At 57.8% G+C, this 18801-nt stretch carries 25 protein-coding genes and 1 pseudogene; 13 read left to right on the forward strand and 13 right to left on the reverse strand.

Annotation, left to right across the window (positions count from 1 at the left end; all coding sequences use genetic code 11):
* Positions 1-51: 51 nt before the first annotated feature.
* The 6 genes from ispH to murJ all read right to left on the reverse strand — a co-directional run bounded on the left by ispH (position 52) and on the right by murJ (position 7485).
* Positions 52-987 carry a 4-hydroxy-3-methylbut-2-enyl diphosphate reductase gene (gene ispH / locus ACW5W8_RS01180; RefSeq protein ID WP_498626044.1) on the reverse strand — a complete coding sequence of 312 codons (936 nt, stop codon included), beginning with the start codon at positions 985-987 and terminating at the stop codon, positions 52-54.
* Positions 987-1439 (reverse strand): FKBP-type peptidyl-prolyl cis-trans isomerase, encoded by a 453-nt coding sequence (gene fkpB, locus ACW5W8_RS01185; protein WP_101530173.1) that lies wholly within the window; start codon positions 1437-1439, stop codon positions 987-989. The genes ispH and fkpB overlap by 1 nt, the downstream gene beginning before the upstream one ends.
* Positions 1436-1933 carry a signal peptidase II gene (lspA, locus tag ACW5W8_RS01190; protein ID WP_005340447.1) on the reverse strand — a complete coding sequence of 166 codons (498 nt, stop codon included), beginning with the start codon at positions 1931-1933 and terminating at the stop codon, positions 1436-1438. Before lspA ends, fkpB begins: the two co-directional genes overlap by 4 nt.
* Positions 1933-4794 (reverse strand): isoleucine--tRNA ligase, encoded by a 2862-nt coding sequence (ileS, locus tag ACW5W8_RS01195; RefSeq protein ID WP_498626045.1) that lies wholly within the window; start codon positions 4792-4794, stop codon positions 1933-1935. Before ileS ends, lspA begins: the two co-directional genes overlap by 1 nt.
* A complete protein-coding gene (gene ribF / locus ACW5W8_RS01200) occupies positions 4794-5768 on the reverse strand; it encodes a bifunctional riboflavin kinase/FAD synthetase (protein ID WP_498626113.1) in 975 nt (324 codons plus the stop codon). The genes ileS and ribF overlap by 1 nt, the downstream gene beginning before the upstream one ends.
* Positions 5769-5922: 154 nt before the next feature.
* Positions 5923-7485 carry a murein biosynthesis integral membrane protein MurJ gene (gene murJ / locus ACW5W8_RS01205; RefSeq protein ID WP_498626046.1) on the reverse strand — a complete coding sequence of 521 codons (1563 nt, stop codon included), beginning with the start codon at positions 7483-7485 and terminating at the stop codon, positions 5923-5925.
* 191 nt (positions 7486-7676) lie between these two features.
* Here murJ and rpsT point away from each other — a divergent pair, with 191 nt between their 5' ends.
* The gene (gene rpsT / locus ACW5W8_RS01210) at positions 7677-7940 is read left to right on the forward strand and encodes a 30S ribosomal protein S20 (protein WP_005308808.1); all 264 of its coding nucleotides are present in this window, start codon (positions 7677-7679) and stop codon (positions 7938-7940) included.
* 49 nt (positions 7941-7989) lie between these two features.
* On the opposite strand, the gene ACW5W8_RS01215 is transcribed toward rpsT, so the two are convergent.
* The 7 genes from ACW5W8_RS01215 to ACW5W8_RS01245 form a co-directional block, all read right to left on the reverse strand.
* Positions 7990-8292 carry an ArsR/SmtB family transcription factor gene (locus ACW5W8_RS01215; protein WP_498626047.1) on the reverse strand — a complete coding sequence of 101 codons (303 nt, stop codon included), beginning with the start codon at positions 8290-8292 and terminating at the stop codon, positions 7990-7992.
* Positions 8293-8343: 51 nt separating this feature from the next.
* Positions 8344-9276, reverse strand: a complete 933-nt coding sequence (gene nhaR, locus ACW5W8_RS01220) for a transcriptional activator NhaR (RefSeq protein WP_498626048.1) — start codon at positions 9274-9276, stop codon at positions 8344-8346.
* 65 nt (positions 9277-9341) lie between these two features.
* The gene (locus ACW5W8_RS01225) at positions 9342-10397 is read right to left on the reverse strand and encodes a phage integrase (RefSeq protein WP_498626050.1); all 1056 of its coding nucleotides are present in this window, start codon (positions 10395-10397) and stop codon (positions 9342-9344) included.
* Positions 10398-10432: 35 nt separating this feature from the next.
* Complete coding sequence (locus ACW5W8_RS01230; protein WP_498626052.1) at positions 10433-11161, reverse strand: hypothetical protein; 729 nt, start codon at positions 11159-11161, stop codon at positions 10433-10435.
* A gap of 37 nt (positions 11162-11198) precedes the next feature.
* The gene (gene yidD, locus ACW5W8_RS01235) at positions 11199-11405 is read right to left on the reverse strand and encodes a membrane protein insertion efficiency factor YidD (RefSeq protein WP_498626053.1); all 207 of its coding nucleotides are present in this window, start codon (positions 11403-11405) and stop codon (positions 11199-11201) included.
* The gene (locus ACW5W8_RS01240) at positions 11405-11647 is read right to left on the reverse strand and encodes a hypothetical protein (protein ID WP_498626054.1); all 243 of its coding nucleotides are present in this window, start codon (positions 11645-11647) and stop codon (positions 11405-11407) included. Before ACW5W8_RS01240 ends, yidD begins: the two co-directional genes overlap by 1 nt.
* A 9-nt stretch (positions 11648-11656) precedes the next feature.
* A complete protein-coding gene (locus ACW5W8_RS01245; RefSeq protein ID WP_498626055.1) occupies positions 11657-12340 on the reverse strand; it encodes a LexA family protein in 684 nt (227 codons plus the stop codon).
* A gap of 102 nt (positions 12341-12442) precedes the next feature.
* Here ACW5W8_RS01245 and ACW5W8_RS01250 point away from each other — a divergent pair, with 102 nt between their 5' ends.
* From ACW5W8_RS01250 to ACW5W8_RS01305, 12 genes and pseudogenes are all read left to right on the forward strand, one after another.
* On the forward strand, positions 12443-12637 hold the full coding sequence (locus ACW5W8_RS01250) for a Cro/CI family transcriptional regulator (RefSeq protein ID WP_101323630.1): 195 nt from the start codon (positions 12443-12445) through the stop codon (positions 12635-12637).
* A 10-nt stretch (positions 12638-12647) separates the two neighbouring features.
* On the forward strand, positions 12648-12857 hold the full coding sequence (locus tag ACW5W8_RS01255; RefSeq protein WP_498626056.1) for a Cro/Cl family transcriptional regulator: 210 nt from the start codon (positions 12648-12650) through the stop codon (positions 12855-12857).
* A gap of 48 nt (positions 12858-12905) precedes the next feature.
* Positions 12906-13418, forward strand: coding sequence for a phage regulatory CII family protein (locus ACW5W8_RS01260; protein WP_498626057.1), 513 nt, complete (start codon positions 12906-12908; stop codon positions 13416-13418).
* Positions 13419-13428: 10 nt separating this feature from the next.
* On the forward strand, positions 13429-13884 hold the full coding sequence (locus tag ACW5W8_RS01265) for a hypothetical protein (protein WP_498626058.1): 456 nt from the start codon (positions 13429-13431) through the stop codon (positions 13882-13884).
* 67 nt (positions 13885-13951) lie between these two features.
* Positions 13952-14140 (forward strand): hypothetical protein, encoded by a 189-nt coding sequence (locus ACW5W8_RS01270; protein ID WP_498626059.1) that lies wholly within the window; start codon positions 13952-13954, stop codon positions 14138-14140.
* Between the two features lie 2 nt (positions 14141-14142).
* Positions 14143-14397, forward strand: a pseudogene (locus ACW5W8_RS01275) (helix-turn-helix domain-containing protein); the annotation flags it as partial.
* Between the two features lie 248 nt (positions 14398-14645).
* Positions 14646-14855: a hypothetical protein gene (locus ACW5W8_RS01280; protein ID WP_101316849.1), complete on the forward strand. Its 210-nt coding sequence runs from the start codon at positions 14646-14648 to the stop codon at positions 14853-14855.
* Positions 14852-15385 carry a hypothetical protein gene (locus ACW5W8_RS01285; RefSeq protein WP_498626060.1) on the forward strand — a complete coding sequence of 178 codons (534 nt, stop codon included), beginning with the start codon at positions 14852-14854 and terminating at the stop codon, positions 15383-15385. The genes ACW5W8_RS01280 and ACW5W8_RS01285 overlap by 4 nt, the downstream gene beginning before the upstream one ends.
* Entirely contained in the window at positions 15382-15918 is a 537-nt protein-coding gene (locus ACW5W8_RS01290; RefSeq protein ID WP_498626061.1) for a DNA methyltransferase, read from the forward strand. Before ACW5W8_RS01285 ends, ACW5W8_RS01290 begins: the two co-directional genes overlap by 4 nt.
* Positions 15915-16199, forward strand: coding sequence for a hypothetical protein (locus tag ACW5W8_RS01295; protein ID WP_498626062.1), 285 nt, complete (start codon positions 15915-15917; stop codon positions 16197-16199). Before ACW5W8_RS01290 ends, ACW5W8_RS01295 begins: the two co-directional genes overlap by 4 nt.
* On the forward strand, positions 16196-16453 hold the full coding sequence (locus tag ACW5W8_RS01300) for a hypothetical protein (protein ID WP_101316842.1): 258 nt from the start codon (positions 16196-16198) through the stop codon (positions 16451-16453). Before ACW5W8_RS01295 ends, ACW5W8_RS01300 begins: the two co-directional genes overlap by 4 nt.
* Positions 16454-16593: 140 nt before the next feature.
* Complete coding sequence (locus ACW5W8_RS01305) at positions 16594-18801, forward strand: replication endonuclease (RefSeq protein ID WP_498626114.1); 2208 nt, start codon at positions 16594-16596, stop codon at positions 18799-18801.

The following is an 18801-nucleotide window of genomic DNA, read 5'->3' on the forward strand; positions in this document are numbered from 1 at the left end:
AACCCGGCGTCATTACCAACACATTTTATTCTTAAGCCTTGCTGGCTGCACTCAAATTATTCTAAGTTCGGGAGGAACCTCAAAGACTACGTTCTCTTCACGGCCAGGATGCTCGGCGACCACCTTGCCGCCCAACTCGCGCAGGCGAGTGATGACGGATTGCACCAGCACCTCGGGTGCCGATGCACCGGCAGTGACGCCGATCGCCGTTACCCCTTCCAACCAGCGGGCATCAATCATCGAGGCATCGTCGATGAGGTAGGCCTTGGCGCCCACCTTCTCGGCCAGCTCGCGCAGACGGTTGGAGTTGGAAGAGTTGCGAGACCCCACCACCAGCATGGCGTCCACCAGCCCCGCCATCTCCCGCACCGCATCCTGACGGTTCTGGGTGGCGTAGCAGATATCGTCCTTGCGCGGCCCCTGGATCTTGGGGAAGTGCTTGCGCAGCGCATCGATCACGTCAGAGGTCTCATCCACGCTCAGGGTAGTCTGGGTGACGAAGCAGAGGTCATCCGGATTCTTCACCTTGAGCTTGGCGACATCTTCCGGCGTCTCCACCAGATACATGCCGCCTTCGCGATTCTCGTACTGCCCCATGGTCCCGATCACCTCGGGGTGACCGGCGTGGCCGATGAGCACCGCTTCGGAGCCCTTGCGGCTGGCGCGATGAACCTCCATGTGCACCTTGGTCACCAGCGGACAGGTGGCATCGAATACCTTGAGGGCGCGGGACTTGGCCATCTCGCGTACCGTCTTGGCCACGCCGTGGGCGGAGAAGATGACGATGCTGTCGTCCGGCACCTCGTCGAGTTCCTCGACGAAGACTGCTCCCGCCTCTTTCAGCTTGTTCACCACATAACGGTTATGCACCACTTCGTGACGGACATAGATGGGGGCACCGAACTTCTCCAACGCGCTCTCGACGATGCTGATGGCACGATCGACACCGGCGCAGAAACCACGAGGGTTAGCGAGCAGAATATCCATTAGTGCACCTTCTCCTCATCATCAACGCCCAGGATCTCCACCTCGAAGGTGACGGTATGACCGGCCAGGGGATGGTTGAAATCGACCGTGACCGACATCCCGGCTACCGCCCGGATGATGCCCGGCAATTCGCTGCCATTGGGCTGATCGAACAGGATGATGGTGCCGACTTTTGGCTCCACATCGGCGCCAAACTTGGCACGATCGAGATGGTAGATGTTGTCGGGATTGGAGAGGCCAAAGGCCTCTTCCGGCGCGAGCGTGAAACTCTTGCACTCCCCCTCGCACAGGCCCAGCAGGCACTGCTCGAAGGTCGGGGTCAGGCTGCCATCACCCATCCGCAAGCGGGCCGGCTTGCCGTGCAGCGCCGTGCTGTCGGCAACCGAGCCATCTTCCAGTTTGATGGAGAAGTGGAACAGCACGCTGCTGTTAGCGGTGATCTGCTGGCTCATGCCTGCTCCTTTTTCTCACCACGGAAACCGTCCAGCACAATCATGGCTGCCCCGATAAAGATAAAGCTATCGGCCAGGTTGAACGCCGGCCAGTGCGCACGCTGCCAGTAGAAGTCGAGGAAATCGACCACATGGCCCAGCACCAGTCGATCAAAGACGTTGCCAAGGGCGCCGCCGATGATGAGTGAATAGGCGATACCGCTCCAACGCTGGGTCACCGACTGCTTGCGCAGCCAGTGGATCAGCAATCCACAGATGGCAAACGCCAGCACCGCGAAGAACCAGCGCTGCCAGCCCCCCTGATCAGCCAGAAAGCTGAATGCGGCGCCCTTGTTGTAGACATGCACCAGATTGAAGAAGGGGGTGATCTCCACCCCCGGGTAACCAAATGGCAGCAACTTGACCACGGCGAGCTTGCTCGCCTGGTCCAGTACAAAGGCCAGCACTGCCAGCCACAGCCAACGCAGGCCGCTTTTATGTTGAGTCATGTTCATCAGGCAAATTGACGCGTTTCGCCGTCACCCTCAACGTTGGTCACACAGCGACCACAGATCTCTTCGTGACCCGCGATGGTGCCCACATCTTCTACATGGTGCCAGCAGCGGTCGCACTTGGCGGCGGCAGACTGGGCAACGCTCAGCCACAGGTCATCACGCTCGGTCGCCACAGAGCCTTCCGGCGCAGTGTCAGCCACCACCACCTTGGCTTTGGAGGTGAGCAGCACGAAGCGCAGCTCATCAGCCAGCGCGTTCAGACGAGCAGCCAGCTCCGGCTTGGCGAACAGGGTCAGTTCAGCCTGCAGGGAGCCGCCGATACGCTTCTCGCCACGGGCCACTTCCAGCGCCTTGTTCACTTCACCACGCACGGCGAGGATCTCGGCCCAGAAATCGTCGTTGAGGGTTTCACCGGCTTCCAGCCCGAACAGGCCTTCGTACCACTCTTCGGTGAAGACGAACTCACCGCGCTCGCCCGGCAGCAGTGCCCAGATTTCATCAGCGGTGAAACTCATGATCGGCGCCATCCAGCGCACCATGGCCTCGGCGATATGATAGAGGGCGGTCTGGCAGGAGCGACGGGCCAGGCTGTCAGCCTTGGCGGTGTACTGGCGGTCCTTGATGACATCCAGATAGAAGGAGCCCATCTCGATGGAGCAGAACTGCATCAGCTTCTGGGTCACGCCGTGGAAGTTGTACTCGTCGAATGCGGCCATGATCTCGGCCTGTACTGCTTTGGCACGACCCACAGCCCAGCGATCCACCACCACCATGTCGGCAGGCTCAACCATATCGGTCGCCGGATTGAAGCCGTTCAGGTTGGCCAGCAGGAAGCGGGCGGTGTTGCGAATACGGCGATAAGCATCAGCAGAGCGCTTGAGGATCTCGTCGGATACGGTCATCTCGCCGGTGTAGTCAGTGCTCGCTACCCACAGACGCAGGATGTCGGCACCCAGCTTGTTCATCACGTCTTGCGGGCTGACCACGTTGCCGATGGACTTGGACATCTTGCGACCCTGGCCATCCACGGTGAAGCCGTGGGTCAGCACCTGGTTGTACGGGGCCTTGTCTTTCATTGCCACGCCGATCATCAGGGAGGACATGAACCAGCCGCGGTGCTGGTCAGAACCTTCCAGATACATGTCGGCCGGGTTGCCGTTGAACTCGGGACGGGCATCGACCACGGAGGAGTGGGTCGAACCGGAGTCAAACCAGACGTCCAGGGTGTCAGGCACCTTGTCGTACATGTCAGCATCGCTGCCCAGCAGCTCGGCCTTGTCCAGATCCCACCATGCCTGGATGCCGGACTGCTCGACCCGCTTGGCCACTTCGTGCATCAGGCGCACGGATTCCGGGTGCAGCGCCTGAGTCTCTTTGTGGACAAACAGGGAGATAGGCACACCCCAGGTACGCTGACGGGAGATACACCAGTCAGGACGGTTCTCGACCATCGCCTGAATACGGTTTTTACCCCAGGCCGGTACCCAGCCGCTCTGGCCTTGCTGGGCAATGCCGTCCTTCTCGATGCGCTCGATCTCTTCCAGCGCGCGCTGGCGCAGACCCTTCTGCTCCATGCTGATGAACCACTGCGGGGTGGCACGGAAGATGATCGGGGTCTTATGACGCCAGCAGTGCGGATAGGAGTGGTTGAACACCTTGTGATGCAGCAGGGCGCCGCGCTCGGTCAACACCTCGACAACCGCAGCATTGGCCTTGAACACGTGCTGGCCGGCAAACAGTTCGGTATCCGGCAGGTAAACGCCGTTGCTGCCAACCGGGTTGGCCACTTCCAGACCGTACTTCTGACCGACCACGAAGTCTTCCTGACCATGGCCAGGAGCGGTGTGCACGGCGCCGGTACCGGCATCCAGGGTAACGTGGTCACCCAGCACCACCGGCACGTCGAAGCTGTAGAAGGGGTGGTTGAAGCGCAGCAGCTCGAGTGCCGCGCCCTTGGCGTAGCCCAGATTGTGGAACTGCTCGATACCGGCACGATCCATCACGTCCTTGACCAGCTCGGCGGCCAGGATCAGACGCTCGGGATGCTCGCCTTCCACCTGCACCAGCGCATAGTCGAGGTCGGCGTGCATGGCGATGCCGCGGTTGGCTGGCAGGGTCCACGGGGTAGTGGTCCAGATCACCGCAGAGATCGGGCCCTTGCCGGTGTGGCCTTCGGCGCAGTCAAACTTGGCGGCAACAGATGCTTCATCGACGGCCTTGAAGCGCACATCGATGGAGGGGGAGTTCTTGTCGTAGTACTCCACTTCGGCTTCAGCCAGGGCGGAGCCGCAATCGGTACACCAGTGCACCGGCTTGGAGCCTTTGTGCAAGTGGCCGTTTTCAACGATCTTGGCCATGGAGCGGATGATGTTGGCTTCGGTGCCAAAATCCATGGTCAGGTAGGGGTGTTCCCAGTCGCCCAGCACACCCAAACGGATGAAGTCGGTCTTCTGCGCTTCGATCTGGGTCTTGGCGTATTTGCGGCACTCGGCGCGGAATTCGGCAGCGGAAACCTTCTCGCCCGGCTTGCCGACCATGCCTTCTACTTTCAGTTCGATAGGCAGACCGTGGCAATCCCAACCCGGCACATAGGGGGAATCGAAGCCAGAGAGGCCCTTGGACTTGATGATGATGTCTTTGAGGATCTTGTTGACCGAGTGACCGATGTGAATGTTGCCGTTCGCATAGGGGGGGCCATCGTGCAGAATGAAAGAAGGCTTGCCCGCTTTGGCGCGGCGAATAGCGCCGTAGAGATCCTGATCGTACCAACGTTTCAGCATGTTGGGTTCGCGCTTGGCCAGATCGCCACGCATCGGAAACTCGGTTTCCGGAAGATTCAGGGTGTGTTTATAGTCGCTCATCAGTCCTGGGTTCCCTTCTTTTCTAAAAGAGTGCTGGGTAAATTGAATTGTGGCAGCCCGAACCAGGCTCGGGCCGCCAGGGCATCTCGTTCGATCTGCTCTTTCAAGGCAGTGAAAGAGGCAAACTTCTGCTCTTCGCGCAGCTTGTGGCGAAGCAGCACCTTGACCTGCTGACCATATAGATCACCAGAAAAATCAAATAGATGTACTTCCAATCTGGCTTGTGTACCGCTCAAGGTCGGCCGTACACCCACATTGGCTACACCGGGGAAGGTCTTGCCGGAACATATCACTTCCACCGCAAACACGCCACCGACCGGGATCACCTGGCGCTTGAGGGCCAGATTGGCGGTGGGAAAACCTATGGTGCGCCCCAGCTTGTCGCCGTGGGCCACCCGGCCGCTAATGGTATAGGGGCGGCCAAGCATCAGCTCCACCTCCGCCATCCGGCCCGCTTTCAGGGCCTCGCGTACGAGTGTGCTGCTGACCCGCTGCCGTTCGAGCTGGAAGCTCTGGGTACTGATCACCTCGAAGCCGAAGCGATGACCCGCCTCCTCCAGCAGGTGGAAGTCCCCTTGCCGCCCCTTGCCGAAGCGAAAATCGTCGCCGACCACCAGGTAGCGCACCCCGAGCTTCTCCACCAGCAACTGCTCAATAAAGGTCGAGGCCGCCTGCTCGGCAAAGCGGTGACTGAAGCGCACGCAGAGCATGCGGTCGATCTGCAGACCCTTGAGCGCTTCATACTTCTCGCGCAACCGGCTCAGCCGGGCGGGCGCAGCTGTGCCGGCAAACAGCTCCAGCGGCTGCGGCTCAAACAGCATGACGCAGGCGGGCAATCCCAGCTGGGCCGCTTTCTCCTTGAGACGTGCCAATACCGCATGGTGACCCTGATGAACCCCATCAAAGTTGCCAATGGTTAATACACATCCCCGGTGACGGGGCTTGAGATTGTGAATGCCGCGAATAAGCTCCATCAGTGCCTTGTGCGTTGCTGCCATGGAAATCGGCGGATTATATATCAGGCAGCAGGCAGGGTCAGCCCTCATAGCCTGATTTCAACTATCCGGGCCCAATCACGCCCCCTGCGGCGCCATGAGGCACTATCCCCATGGCGCCGCAGGATCACGGCTACTGCTGCCCCGATTTAAGGTGACGCGGCCGAATGCCCAGCAGCAGCAACACCACGGCATAGACCGCAGCCCCCAGCGACAGCAGCATGGTCAGCTGCAAACTGGCCTTGCCCATGCTCCATGCGCCCCACTGGGCCAGATCCGGCGACAGATAGGCGAGCACGCCCCCCATCAGCACGCTGGCGACCAGCAGCTTGAGGCAGAACACGCCGGTATGACGGGAGGGACGATAGACGCTCTGCTGATACAACCCCTTAAACAGCAAAGCCGCATTCAGAGTGCCCGAGCAGGCGGTCGAGAGCGCCAGCCCCACATAACCGAGCGGGTAGATGAAGATAAGGTTGCAGACCATATTGGCAATCATCGCCATCACCCCGATCCGCACCGGCGTCTTGGTGTCCTGACGGGCGTAGTAACCGGGCGCCAGCACCTTGATCAGCATCAGGGAGAGCAGACCGGTGGTGGATGCCAGCAAACTGGCACTGGACATGCTCACCTCATGCAGGCCAAATTCGCCGCGCATAAACAGCACCCGCAGAATCGGCTCGCGCATGACCGCAATGCCGATCATGGCGGGCAGGCCGAGCAGCATCACCATCCGCACCCCCCAATCCATGGTGCGGGAGAAGTCGGCCGGATCGGCATCCACATGCTTCTTGGCCAGGGCAGGCAGGATCACAGTACTGATGGCCACCGCAAAGAGGCCGAGGGGGAACTCCAGCAGGCGATCCGAGTAGTAGAGATAACTGATGGCACCGGTCGCGAGGAACGAAGCCAGCATGGTGTTGACCAGCAGGTTGATCTGGCTGACCGAGACCCCGAACAGGGCCGGGATCATCAGTGTGCGGATCTTCACCACCCCAGGGTGATGCCATCCCCACTTGGGCCACACCAGCATGTTGATTTGGCGTAAAAACGGGAACTGGAACAAAAACTGTACCAAACCACCCAAAAAAACACCTATCGCCAGCGCAATCTCGGGATTGTCCATCAGCGGTGCAATCCACCAGGCAGCCGCAATCATGGTGATGTTGAGAAACACCGGCGTGAACGACGAGACCGCAAAGCGGCCGAAGGTGTTGAGAATGGCCCCCGCCATGGCGGTAAAGGTGATGAACCAGAGGTAGGGGAAGGTGATTTTCAGCATCAGACTGGCGAGCTCGAACTTCTCGGCCGCAGGGCCGCCATACAGCCAGTCCCAGAACCAGCCCCAGCCAAACAGCGCGGTCAGCACACCCGACCCCAGCACCCCGAGCAGGGTGACCACAGTCACTATGCCCCCCAGCGTGCCCGCCACTGCTGCCAGCAATTCACGCACGTCCCCCTCGTCGCCATTTTTCTTGTACTCCGTCATCACGGGAACAAAGGCCTGGTTGAAGGCACCTTCGGCGAACAGACGACGCAGAAAGTTGGGAATGCGATTGGCAAAAAAGAAGACGTCGGCGGCCACCCCGGCACCAAGCAGATTTGCGATGACCACATCGCGAACCAAGCCCATTACGCGGGATGCCAGCGTCATTCCGGACACTATCATGCCGGATTTGATCAATTTCTTACTCAAGACGAGGCCTCTGGAACTGTCAGAATGAAAAGAATGCTGCTAGAATCGGCCGACAGTTTAACCGTCTCCCTACTGACACACCACCGGGAGGCGGTGTTTATTTGCACAAATCATTTGACAATATGTGGTTGGAAGGGCATATTTCCGGGCCTTTTCAATACACTCGCTAAGACAGTTTTAGGAGTTTTACCTTGGCTAACATCAAATCTGCTAAGAAGCGCGCTCTTCAGTCAGAAAAACGCCGTCAGCACAACGCCAGCCGTCGTTCCATGACCCGTACCTACCTGAAGAAAGTCATCGCTGCTATCGCCTCTGGCGACAAAGCTGCTGCGACTGCCGCTTTCGCTGTTGCTCAGCCGATCATGGATCGTATGGCGACCAAAGGCCTGATCCACAAGAACAAAGCTGCTCGTCACAAGAGCCGCCTGTCTGCCCAGATCAAAGCTATGGCTTAATCAGCTTCTGCTGATCAAAGCTAAAAAAACCGGCCTTAGTGCCGGTTTTTTATTTATCTGCGCTGCAATAAAGTCGATGCAGCAAACTGATCATTTCACGCACCTCGTGGCTGCGCAGCGAATAGTAGACTGTCTGGGCCTCTTTGCGCGTCGTTACCAACTCATCCCGCCGCAACAGCGCCAAATGCTGTGACAAGGCCGACTGACTCAATCCCAATCGCTCGTTGAGCTCCCCAACCGACAGCTCCCGCTCCAGCAACTGGCACAGAATAAACAGCCGCCGTTCGTTGGCCAGCGCCTTGAGCAGCGCCACAGCCTGACTCGCATTGGCTTCCATCTCTTCAAGTTGCATCACATCTCTCCTCTACCACTCATCGCCGATGATACGTGGTGACGGGTCGTTTTAAAACGACAGGGTGGCTGGCTGGATGGCGGAGAAGTTCTCCTCCCCGGCAAAAAGGAAGGTGAAATCACTCTCGCACACCCGTTTTACCGCCGGATGCTGGATCATTCGCTCGGCGAAGATGACGTAGTACTCCTCCATCAGATCCTGGGTCTCGCCCAGCAACATCACCCCCTCCCCCTCCAGGATCTCCTCCCGATAGATGGTGGGAGCCATGAAGATCCCCTGATTGAAGAAGCCAAACGCCTTCATCAAAGCCGCGTCATCAAACTCGCCGAGAATGCTGGGAGAGACCCCCTGCTGCTCGAACCACTGGGTCAACTGTCGCCCCATGGCGGTACGACGACCGGGGATCAGCAGCTTGCGCTCCTCCAGACAGGCAGGGAAAGGCTTTTCAGGCAGCGGCGCCTTGCAGAAGAAGCTGACACCACAGCCGCCCAGTCGTTTGGAGAGCAGCCCCGCATGTTGGCTGGAGTCCACCGGACAGTCGGAAAGGATCATATCGAGCTTGTGCTCGCTCAGCTGCTCCAGCAGCAGTTCGTGGGTCGATTCGAAGCAGCGCAGGTGAATGGATCCATCATTCGGAATAACAGAGAGCAGCACGCGGCTGGCAAGGCGCTTGGAGAGGGCATCGGCGATGCCGACGTCGAACAGGATCTGGCTCTCCTTGCGGTAGTTGACGATATCGAGCATCTCGTAGGAGAGGCTGAACATCTTGTCGGCATAACGAAACACCAGCTGGCCCAGCTCGGTTGCCTCGAGCGAGCGCCCCTTGCGCTTGAGCAGCTTGCCCCCGAGGCGCTGCTCCAGCAGCTTGATCTGGCCGGTGACCGTTTGCGGGGTCAAAAAAAGGGCTTCCGCTGCCTGGGTAACGGAGCCCTTTTTCTGAGTCATCCAGAAATAGTAGAGATGGTTGTAATTGAGGTGTGACATGACGGCGCTATCCCTTGATTTTCAGGCGTACAATGGGGAATAAGGGGCGATAAAAGCGAATAATCCTAAGCTATGCCGCCATTTTGTCGCCACACTTCCAGCGGGTTTAATCGGGCGGCATCTTCCAAATGGTCGGGTGCGAAGTGGGCATAGCGCATCGTGTCACGGATGTTCGCATGGCCCAATATCTTTTGTAGAACCAAGATATTTCCGCCATTCATCATGAAGTGGCTGGCGAACGAGTGGCGCAAGACATGGGTCAGCTGACCATCAGGCAATTCAATGCCGGTTGTTTTAAGTGCCCTGCCGAAATCCAGATAGCAGGGCTGAAACAGCTGGCCGCTCTTGCTACCCGTCAGCAGCTCATCATAAAGCGCTTTGCTGATCGGCACCGTCCGGTTTTTGTTGCCCTTGGTGTTTGTATAGGTAATTCGGTACGGGGTGACCTGCGATGTGGTCAATGATTCCGCCTCACGCCAGCGCGCGCCGGTCGCCAGACAGATTTTGATAATGAGCGCCAAATCAGGGTTCGGGTATCGCTGCGCCGCCGAGAGCAGATCGGCGATCTGCCACTGCTGCAGAAAGGTCATCTCGGGATCGGGGGTCTTTACTGCGGTGGTAGTCTGCAATGGGTGCGGGTGAAGCCATTCCCCCAAACGGATCAGCTCACCAAACACCGCCTTGAGGAATGCCAGTTCCTGATTAACCGTGCGCGCTGTGATGGCCTTTTTTGCTCCGACATTCCAACCGTTATCGATTTCACCAGCCATTCGCTTGGCGCGGTAATGCGCCCACATTTTTGGGGTGACCTCAATCGCCTTCGGGTTTCCCATGCCGTTGCAGATGATCTGCAGCTTGGCCAGCCGGACCTGCTGACGCTTAAGGGTCTGCCCATGCAACTTGAACCAGAGATCGATCAGGTCTTGCAAGGTGCGATGCTCTTTCGCCTCTTGCCCTAGCCAGGGCTTGGCCTGATGCTCATCCAGGGTGAAGCGCTCCCAAGCCAAGGCTTCGCCCTTGGTGGCGAAGCGCTTGCGTTTGCGCGGGCCGTCTCGACCTTGGGGATAGACCTCGGCAAGCCAGAGCTTTGGCTTGCCATCGTCAAGTTTGCGGACGGTCATTGCGGTAATAAACCTGTTACGAGGTAGCCTGTAGGTTAATTAATCGCCGCAGCATCAAGCTTTGAACCATCATCAAAAACATAGATTTCAGGAGTCCATTCAAATTTCATTTTTTTATGGTCTATGCTTCGTAATTTTTTGTCGGAATCAATGAACTGGTTGTAATCGATGCTGCCTCGATATATGGATTTTCCTTTGGCTGGAACAGGCTGATAGTTGGATAGTCGAACAGCTTTGATAATTTCGCCAAACATATCCTTGAGAATGACAACACCTTTCACCCCTGATATTTCCTTGTCGGTCTTGTTTCTAAAGCCAATAGCAATATCAAAGCTGTCTGAGTAACGTTTTGCACCAGCATCAGCAGGGACGAATTTGAAGGTGAGCAATACGGCATCAACAGCACTGTTCATCTTGGCCAGGGCATCTTCTTGTGCCCGTTTAACCTGCTCTTGCTTGGCTGCCTTCTCCTGCTCCTCACGCGCCTTCGCTTCAATCATTGTGCGCTGGGCCTCAATGGCTGCACCGATTGTCTGACCTTCAGGAACTCCCTTCCCGCCAAAAGCCTCAGACATGACAGCCGCAACCATATAGCCTTGCAGCAACTTACGGTCATCTTCATTCAGCTGTTTGATGGCCTCAGTGAACTCACTATCCGTCTTCCACGTTGACATATTGTCAGGGAACGGCATTTCTTTTGGATCTTTGCCGCAGCCGAATAATGAGGCGGATAACACTAGGGCTAGGATTGCTGCTTTTTTCATTTAATTTAATCCCGCGGAGAAGTAAGTCGAAAATATATCAAGGAAAATCATCGCCACCACCAGGTGGCTGGCAGCGATGAATTCTGTTCAGCGTCATCCGCCAGCCAACTAAAAATCCATATTTTCGTAAAGCTAGCAGTGCATATTCAGAACAAGAAGGATTGAAGCGGCAACTGCTACGAAGTGACTTAGGCGCAACAACTCGGTAAAAATAAATCGCTCGAATACTTAAACAAACAAGCATTAGACGGGCTTGCGGAACGTGATGACATAATAGGAAGTAACGCCTGCTTTCTTCCCAGACAAGGCACCAAAGCAACCAGGTTGAACATCAACCTCAAAAGAATCTACTCGCTGAAACTCCCAACCATCTACGGCCTGAGCGTTTACCGTGTTTTGTAAATAACTTGCCGCCGCGCCTTGAGCGTTATCTTTGCCAGTGATGGCGATAGTTGGGGGCACTTGGATCATTTTATAGGTGTACATAACGCGTCCTTATCGTTTTCTAAAAATGCGGTGCTCGACCATCACGCCAATGATCTCGATATGCTGCCGGTCGGAGTACATGGGCGGGTAATCGTCATTGAGCGGAACCAGTTCAAACACCTCTTGACCGTGCTCATCGATGCCGCGGGGGCGGTACTTCTTGAAGGTAGCCTCGTCGCTGCCGTTTTTGGCCACAACGAAATCCCCCGGGCGGGGCTGTTCGTCGGGGTCAACGATCACCAAATCACCCTCATTAAATTGCGGTGACATCGAGTTGCCGCGTAGCCAGAGACCAAAGCCACAAGGGCCGATATCTACGCTCGCCGTCACATATTCGACATTGCCATCGAAGGTGCTGGCCTGTTCGCACATCTCCCGCCAATTGCCCGCCTGCACATAACTCAGGATCGGCACTCGTCCGCCCTGCGGAATAATCGCGGGTTCAACGTTGCGGTAGCCAGGGAACGGAAGCTCAGTCACCCCGGTCACCCCATCCTCTTTGCCAGTCAGTAGCCAATCGACAGATACGCCTAATGCCGCCGCCAAGTCGTTGAGATAGCGGCCTTTGGGCTGGTTCTGCCCTGATTCCCACTTACCGACAGAAACATCGGCTACGCCAACGGCTTTGGCTAGCGCTGTTTTGGAGAGGCCAAGGGCTGACCTTCTACTGAAGATGCGATCTGAAATATGCATAAAGCTAGCTTAACCTTGGCGACCCGATCTTAAGCTTGCTTATGGTTCGAACCTAAGATAGGATGCAATCAATCCGAACTTAAGATCGACAACAGGGGATGTATGAAAAAAGCAGATGCCATCAACTACTTCGGCTCAGCAGCTGAGCTGGCCAAGAAGCTGAACATTTCAGAGGCGGCAATTTCTCAATGGGGCGAAACCATCCCCAAAGGCCGTGCCTACCAGATTGAGGTACTGACCGGTGGCAAGTTGAAGGCCGACCCCATCACGCCAACCCCTGATAACAACGCACAGTAAGGGCCTCGCCATGACGCCAACCATCCCCGTTTATACCTTTCCGGTTTGTTCAAAGGAGAAGTTCGCCGAGCTGGCCGGTTTCACCGAGGACTTCGTCCAGACCATGATCGAGGACGGTCGTTTGCCCACCCTGCCAAAAACAGGTCGGCGTCAGAAGGTACTCATCAATCTCGAAGCGCTGCGCCTGCAGTGCCAAGCCTCCGCGTTGGTTTCACGTTGAGCTGCCATGCAGCCAGCTAACCATAGCGAACTTTGGAGGGAAATTAGAGTGTCAAATAAACCCAACCTTTCACACAGCCACTTTGTTGGTGCCATCGACCGTTTTAAAGAAACGCATAACATCAGCCAGTTGGAACGCGCGCTCGGCATGAAAAGCGGCGTGCTGCACAACAAGCTCAACCAGGCATGCGAAAGCCACAAGCTAACGGCCTTCGATCTCATCGCGCTGTATCACGCCACAGACGGTGACGAGACCCTGTTCGACGGCATGCTGATGGAATGCAAGCTCACCGCCATCGCCATTCCAAACGCAGAGCGCGCGCCATCACTTCCCCATCAGGCAATCGACCTGAACGCCAAGATCGCCAGCATTGGCCAGCGAACGCTGGAGCTAACCGACCGTGGCCGGATCACCCGTTCAGAACGCAACACCCTGGTGAGCGTGGCCACGTCAGCGATGGGGTCTATCGCCATCTTAATCCACGACATCGAGGCCCGCTTTCAGGCTGTGCCGGCTGTCGCCTGCGCATCAGACATCCTGATGCAAACCATGACCATGTAAGGGGAAACCCATGCAAACCCAACGTATTGACCATGAACAACGCAATTTGGCTGGCCTGACGCCAGACGAACAAGCCGCGATGAACACCGCAGGATTAATGCTGGTGCGCGAGATGTTCGGCAAGACCCGCAGCCGCCTGGACTCCGACTGGTTGGCCATCAGCACCGCCAAAAAAGCAGCCATCTGCACCATCGCCCGCCAGCCACGCGGTGAGCTGATGACTGCCACCCTGTCTGCCCTGCCCCATGGGCAGCGCGAGGCGCTCCGTCTGGCGGTGTTAGCGCTGGATTATCAGGGGGAGTTTCGCGGCGGCTGTGACAGCAAGGTGTGGCACCCGGCTCCGGTGACCCGCGCTATCGGCGATATCGAGAGAGAGAAGAAAGAGAGAGCCGCAAAGCTGCGGATGAAACGTGCAGTGCTGGCGGCAAGCCAGATGACGCCAGGCCCGCGAGCAATCGGGCAATAAAAAGCCCGCTTAACGGAGCAGCAACTCCAAGCGGGCCTTCATTAATCAATCCATAGGACGAATCGACATGCCAACTTTAGCGATCCCCTGCGCGATGCGCAACCTTCGCATTCAACAACGCAAGCTGGCGGGCCGTTATGGCTCCCGCCTTACTCAGCACCCTGATGGTATTGCGCTCGCCGAGCGTTCAACTGCACTGGCTTGGGCATCCCTGTTCAGCTGCATCCATCCCTGCACCACTCAACAAGGAGTCTGACCATGACCGCACCCATGACCGAAATCAATCTGTTGAACCACCATGCCGCCAAGCGTCTGCGCCAGTTGCGGGAACAGATGAGCTTGAGCCGCCCGAAGTTTGCAGACCTGCTGGGCATTCCGCCCACCACGCTCAAAAACTACGAGCTGGGATACCGCGAGATCGGCGGTGGCCTGCTGCTGCTGATCGCCAACCATCCAGGGCTGACCCAGTACACCGGATGGCTGATGACTGGCATCAATGCCAACCAGCAGCAGCCGATGCTGGATGTGGCGGCAACCAAACCGCACCTGCTAGCCGACCATCACGAAAACAAAAAGGGGTCAGCTTACACCCAAGGGTTTAACCGTGGCTGGACTGAGGCGGCCGTTCATCCCATCAAACAGTTCCCTGGTATCGACCAAGCCTTCTATGAACAAGGTTGCCACGACGGCCGCAAAGCCTTTGAGAAGACGTCTGAAACATGGTTCAAACCACTATTTCCGAAGAACAACGAGGCGGTGGCATGAGCATCGACGCCATTCATATCGCCAAGCGCGCCGAGCAGGCCGTGCTGCCGCTGCTGACCGAACTGCTGGCCAGCAATGAACAAGCCAACCGGATCGCCTTGGGCGAACTCTACTCGGGCGACCAATACATCCAGGTGCAACTGGTGGTGACCAGCTGCCCTGCTGATCTGCTCGATGACGACTCAGTGATGGGGGACGAGGAATGAGCCAAGACCTGATGTTCCTTCGCTTGTTTAACGAGTTCGCGGCCGCAAACCCACAGGCAGCCGATGAATGGCTGTTCGCTGAGGGGAGAAGCGGTTTTACGTGGGATCTCGAAGAAGATCGGCTGGTCTTCCAGCCGCAAGACGATGCAGAGCCGGTGGAGTTTGATGACCTGCCGTTTATGGCTGACCCGTTCTTCATTGGCGCTGATATGGCATCTGGCCCTGATGAAACCGTGTTTAGCAAGCCAATGGCCAATGAGCCGATCCGCCCTAATCGCTTGAGCGTTATCCGCATTAGCTTCTTTGTGCTGTGCCAAGGCTGCCTGCGCACCTCGATCTGCTCCAAGGAAAAGCAATACGGGATGGAGTTCTGCCAGTGCGGCGGCCAGTGGTGCGGCTGTGCTAACTGTAACGAAACTGTCAGCGCGCTGCTGAAAGGCGAGCGTGATCAAAACAAGCTGGGCCTGCAAGTCCCGATCTCAAGCTGGTCACCGGCGAACGGGTGCTCGGTGGTAGGGGGTGCAGCATGAGCCGCACCACCGGCAACACCATCGCACGTGAGCTATACCCCACCCCGAAAAGCGCCGTTGCTGCCCTGCTGAACTGCATCAGCTTTCGCGCTGGCGACCACTTTATGGAGCCGTGCCGCGCAGAGGGGAACATCTATAACCCTGTGCAACTCCCTGCAGAGCAGAAAGAGTGGGCAGAGATCAGCCAAGGCCGTGACTACTTGGCGTGGGATTTTGGCCGCCAGTTTGACGTAATCATCACCAACCCACCGTTTTCGCTGACCGAAGAGTTTTTGAGAAAAAGCCTGTCGGAGCTCGCGCCTGACGGCACCCTGATTTATTTGCAGCGGGTGAACTTCTTGGGCAGCAGGAAACGAGTGCCGTTCTGGGCAGAGGTTGGCTTTCCGAACAAAACACCGATCTTGGTTCCGCGCCATAGCTTTGTGAATGGCGGGTCTGACTCCTGCGAATACAGCTGGTTTATCTGGGATAAAGGCGGCCGCGTGAACCTGCCGCACGGGCTGAGCCATTTGATTGCGGAGGATGCGGTATGAAACTCCTCAAGCCGTCGCGCCTCACGCTTGAGGCTGAACTCAAGGCCGAACTGGCCACCCTGCAAGACATTGCCGAAGTGAAGCTGACATCCCTGCGTCAGTACCAGACCATGCTCGTCACCATGCGGCGGGGCAATAAGCCCTGTCCAAAATATGCCATTTATCGCCTGCTGTTTGAATGCAGGGTGGAGCGCCGTGCCCGCCTCTATGGGTTAGAAGCCCTCGCTGCTGCCAAGGACAGTTTTGCCAAATGGTACAAAAGTGAGGAGGGCAGCGCATGAACCACCGTTTGATATCCGACATGGAACGGGACTTGAGTTGGTGGTGGGAAGACTTGCGCGGTGCCAGTGCGCGCCTGCGTGACTACCAGCGCCATCTGATCGCCTGTCGCCAGATCTCGCCCCGCCCACGGGCCAGCATTGCGCTGACCCTGCGCCAGTGTGTCGCAGCCCGCAAGCTGCGGGCCCACACCACCCTCGTTATCAAGGCCCGCCGTGGCGGCCTGAGCTCGCTGTTAGGTACTTCCGCACAATGACCAACAAGCACAACACAGGGCCAGCCGCCGAGGCTGGCCAATTTGGTTTTGCCATCACCCGCCTGCCGTCTGCTGCTCATGGACAGCTGCCGCTGTCAAAGAAGGCCATCAGGTCGCGCATTGAATCGCTCTCCAACTCCATGCCAGGTATCAACCTGGCCGATTCGTTTATCGGTGCTGTCGGTGAATATGATCTGGTGTGGGCCGTGCAGCTGCTCGATGGTTTCTCCATGCCGCTGACCCAGACCTTGTTCAAGCAGTACATCCGCCGCCGCAAGGGTGGCACCGCCAGGAAAGCCCGCGATGCCAACATCTGGCTGAGTGAGCGGGTCAGGTGGATTCGCGAACTTGTACTGGCGATCCCGGTCGATGCCCAGCAGTTGCGCGATGACGAAGGCCGCAAGCGGGTCGCGCACTCGTTCGCCAACCAGTGCGCCGCCATCTGGAAAAACATCGAACAGAACAGTACCGCCGGTGAATTGGATCTGCTGGCAACATGGGAAGCCATCAAGCAGCCCGCAGACCAGTGGGGGTTCATCGGCAAGATGCCGGACTTCCAAACCAAAGAGGCGCGGAATAGCTGGATCCTGAGCGTGATGGTGCGCTTGCTCTCTGCCAAGTGGTGGGAGAAGCGCGTGAACCGCTGCTGGGATCGGCTGCAAGAGCACATCGCTATCCTGCTGGGCAAGGTACGCAAGGGCGTCTCTGCCTACGTCTCGAACACCACCATCAAGGTGGTGCGCGAGCGTAAGCGGGCCATGATGCGCTGGCTGGCTGAATCAGAAGTGATGAACGCCAAGCACGATCTGGTGATCTCGATGAAGGATTGCTGGGAGTCCAGCATCTCAAACCCGATCAACCGCCGCGCCGAGATGATGACCCGCATGCGTGGCTTTGAGGATTACGCCGAAGACCAGGGCCATGTGGGGGTCTTTTTCACCTGGACCGCACCGAGCAAATTTCACGCCTGGAAGACCGGCCGCAATGGCAAGACCATTGATAACGACAAGTATGAGGGTGCCACCCCGCGCGAAACTTGCGCCTATCTGGCCAAGCTGTGGAGCAAGAGCCGCGCCGCACTCAAGCGCCACAACACCCCGGTGTACGGCTTTCGGGTCTGCGAGCCGCACCACGACGCCACCCCGCACTGGCACATGCTGCTGTTTATGCGCCCGAGCGATCGCAACAAGGTGATCAGCACCCTGCAGCGCTATGCCCTGACTGACAATAAAACCGAGCTGGAGCGCAACCCCATCGCCGCCCCCGCCTTTACCGATATCACGCCACGATTCGACTGGAAGCTGATCGACCCCACCAAGGGCGATGCCACCGGTTATCTGGCCAAATACATCGCCAAGAACATCGACGGCGCCTATGTCGGTGACGACGAAGAGGCAAACACCCCTGCCGATCAGGGCGCGCTGCATGCCTGCGCCTGGGCAAGTTGGTGGGGGATTCGTTCCTTTCAGCAACTCGGCGGCGCACCGGTCGGGGTGTGGCGCGAGCTGCGCCGCATCAGCAACGCCAAGAAGCATGGCGATTTGGTGGGGCCACCCAAGCCGGTGTTGCAAGACCCGCGCTTTGAGGCAGCCCGCTTTGCTGCCGATAACGCCATCTTTCGCTGCTACCTCGAAGCCATGGGCGGAGCACTGGCCACCCGTGCCGAGCACCCCATCAAGCTGGCCCACCTCATCGAGGAGCAGGCCAACTGCTACGGCGAAGACATCAAACGGTTGATGGGACTGCACACCGCGAACTTGGGTATCAAGACCCGCCTGCAAGGGTGGGAAGTCGTACCCGCCGGCACCCATGCGGCCACCAAAGCCGCAGGGGCTGCCGGTGTGGGTGTGGGTTTAGGTGTTGCAGTTCAGTCGGGCGGCAGCCCGGCACCTTGGAGCTCTGACAATAACTGTACGCAGCCGGATCCAGAGGCGTATGCGGATCAGTTAATGGCAGAGCAATGGGGTTTATCGCCCTTCTCTATCGGACGTTTGCGCTCAGGCGCCAGCGTTAGAGCAGACGGTTTCAGCCTCTGGCTTGAGAACGGTCAGGTGCAGTCTGGCCGTGCACTACCAAGCGAGCCGGATTGGCAGCCAGAGGGCCAGCGGCCAGCCGAACAGGGCCAGCCGGATGAGTACGCAGTGCCCACGGGGGATCAGGACTGGCCAATGTTGGTCGAGCTGTGCGGCAAGGTTTACCAGGCACAAGGCCACGCCGGGGCGCACCGCTGGATCGAGATGCTGCCGGAGCCCTATCAGTCCGAGATGTGGCGGGTGCTGGAGATGCTGGACACCCCGGAGTGGATGCAAGAGCAGAACGACTACAGCGAACAAGCGTGGGAGGTATAG

Source organism: Aeromonas aquatilis, from assembly GCF_054052405.1.

Coding starts and splice junctions, on each gene's coding strand:
- ispH (WP_498626044.1), bottom strand. CDS start 987: ATGGATATTCTGCTCGCTAACCCTCGTGGTTTCTGCGCCGGTGTCGAT.
- fkpB (WP_101530173.1), bottom strand. CDS start 1,439: ATGAGCCAGCAGATCACCGCTAACAGCAGCGTGCTGTTCCACTTCTCC.
- lspA (WP_005340447.1), bottom strand. CDS start 1,933: ATGAACATGACTCAACATAAAAGCGGCCTGCGTTGGCTGTGGCTGGCA.
- ileS (WP_498626045.1), bottom strand. CDS start 4,794: ATGAGCGACTATAAACACACCCTGAATCTTCCGGAAACCGAGTTTCCG.
- ribF (WP_498626113.1), bottom strand. CDS start 5,768: ATGGAGCTTATTCGCGGCATTCACAATCTCAAGCCCCGTCACCGGGGA.
- ACW5W8_RS01215 (WP_498626047.1), bottom strand. CDS start 8,292: ATGCAACTTGAAGAGATGGAAGCCAATGCGAGTCAGGCTGTGGCGCTG.
- nhaR (WP_498626048.1), bottom strand. CDS start 9,276: ATGTCACACCTCAATTACAACCATCTCTACTATTTCTGGATGACTCAG.
- ACW5W8_RS01225 (WP_498626050.1), bottom strand. CDS start 10,397: ATGACCGTCCGCAAACTTGACGATGGCAAGCCAAAGCTCTGGCTTGCC.
- ACW5W8_RS01230 (WP_498626052.1), bottom strand. CDS start 11,161: ATGAAAAAAGCAGCAATCCTAGCCCTAGTGTTATCCGCCTCATTATTC.
- yidD (WP_498626053.1), bottom strand. CDS start 11,405: ATGCTTGTTTGTTTAAGTATTCGAGCGATTTATTTTTACCGAGTTGTT.
- ACW5W8_RS01240 (WP_498626054.1), bottom strand. CDS start 11,647: ATGTACACCTATAAAATGATCCAAGTGCCCCCAACTATCGCCATCACT.
- ACW5W8_RS01245 (WP_498626055.1), bottom strand. CDS start 12,340: ATGCATATTTCAGATCGCATCTTCAGTAGAAGGTCAGCCCTTGGCCTC.
- ACW5W8_RS01250 (WP_101323630.1), top strand. CDS start 12,443: ATGAAAAAAGCAGATGCCATCAACTACTTCGGCTCAGCAGCTGAGCTG.
- ACW5W8_RS01255 (WP_498626056.1), top strand. CDS start 12,648: ATGACGCCAACCATCCCCGTTTATACCTTTCCGGTTTGTTCAAAGGAG.
- ACW5W8_RS01265 (WP_498626058.1), top strand. CDS start 13,429: ATGCAAACCCAACGTATTGACCATGAACAACGCAATTTGGCTGGCCTG.
- ACW5W8_RS01270 (WP_498626059.1), top strand. CDS start 13,952: ATGCCAACTTTAGCGATCCCCTGCGCGATGCGCAACCTTCGCATTCAA.
- ACW5W8_RS01280 (WP_101316849.1), top strand. CDS start 14,646: ATGAGCATCGACGCCATTCATATCGCCAAGCGCGCCGAGCAGGCCGTG.
- ACW5W8_RS01285 (WP_498626060.1), top strand. CDS start 14,852: ATGAGCCAAGACCTGATGTTCCTTCGCTTGTTTAACGAGTTCGCGGCC.
- ACW5W8_RS01290 (WP_498626061.1), top strand. CDS start 15,382: ATGAGCCGCACCACCGGCAACACCATCGCACGTGAGCTATACCCCACC.
- ACW5W8_RS01295 (WP_498626062.1), top strand. CDS start 15,915: ATGAAACTCCTCAAGCCGTCGCGCCTCACGCTTGAGGCTGAACTCAAG.
- ACW5W8_RS01300 (WP_101316842.1), top strand. CDS start 16,196: ATGAACCACCGTTTGATATCCGACATGGAACGGGACTTGAGTTGGTGG.
- ACW5W8_RS01305 (WP_498626114.1), top strand. CDS start 16,594: ATGCCAGGTATCAACCTGGCCGATTCGTTTATCGGTGCTGTCGGTGAA.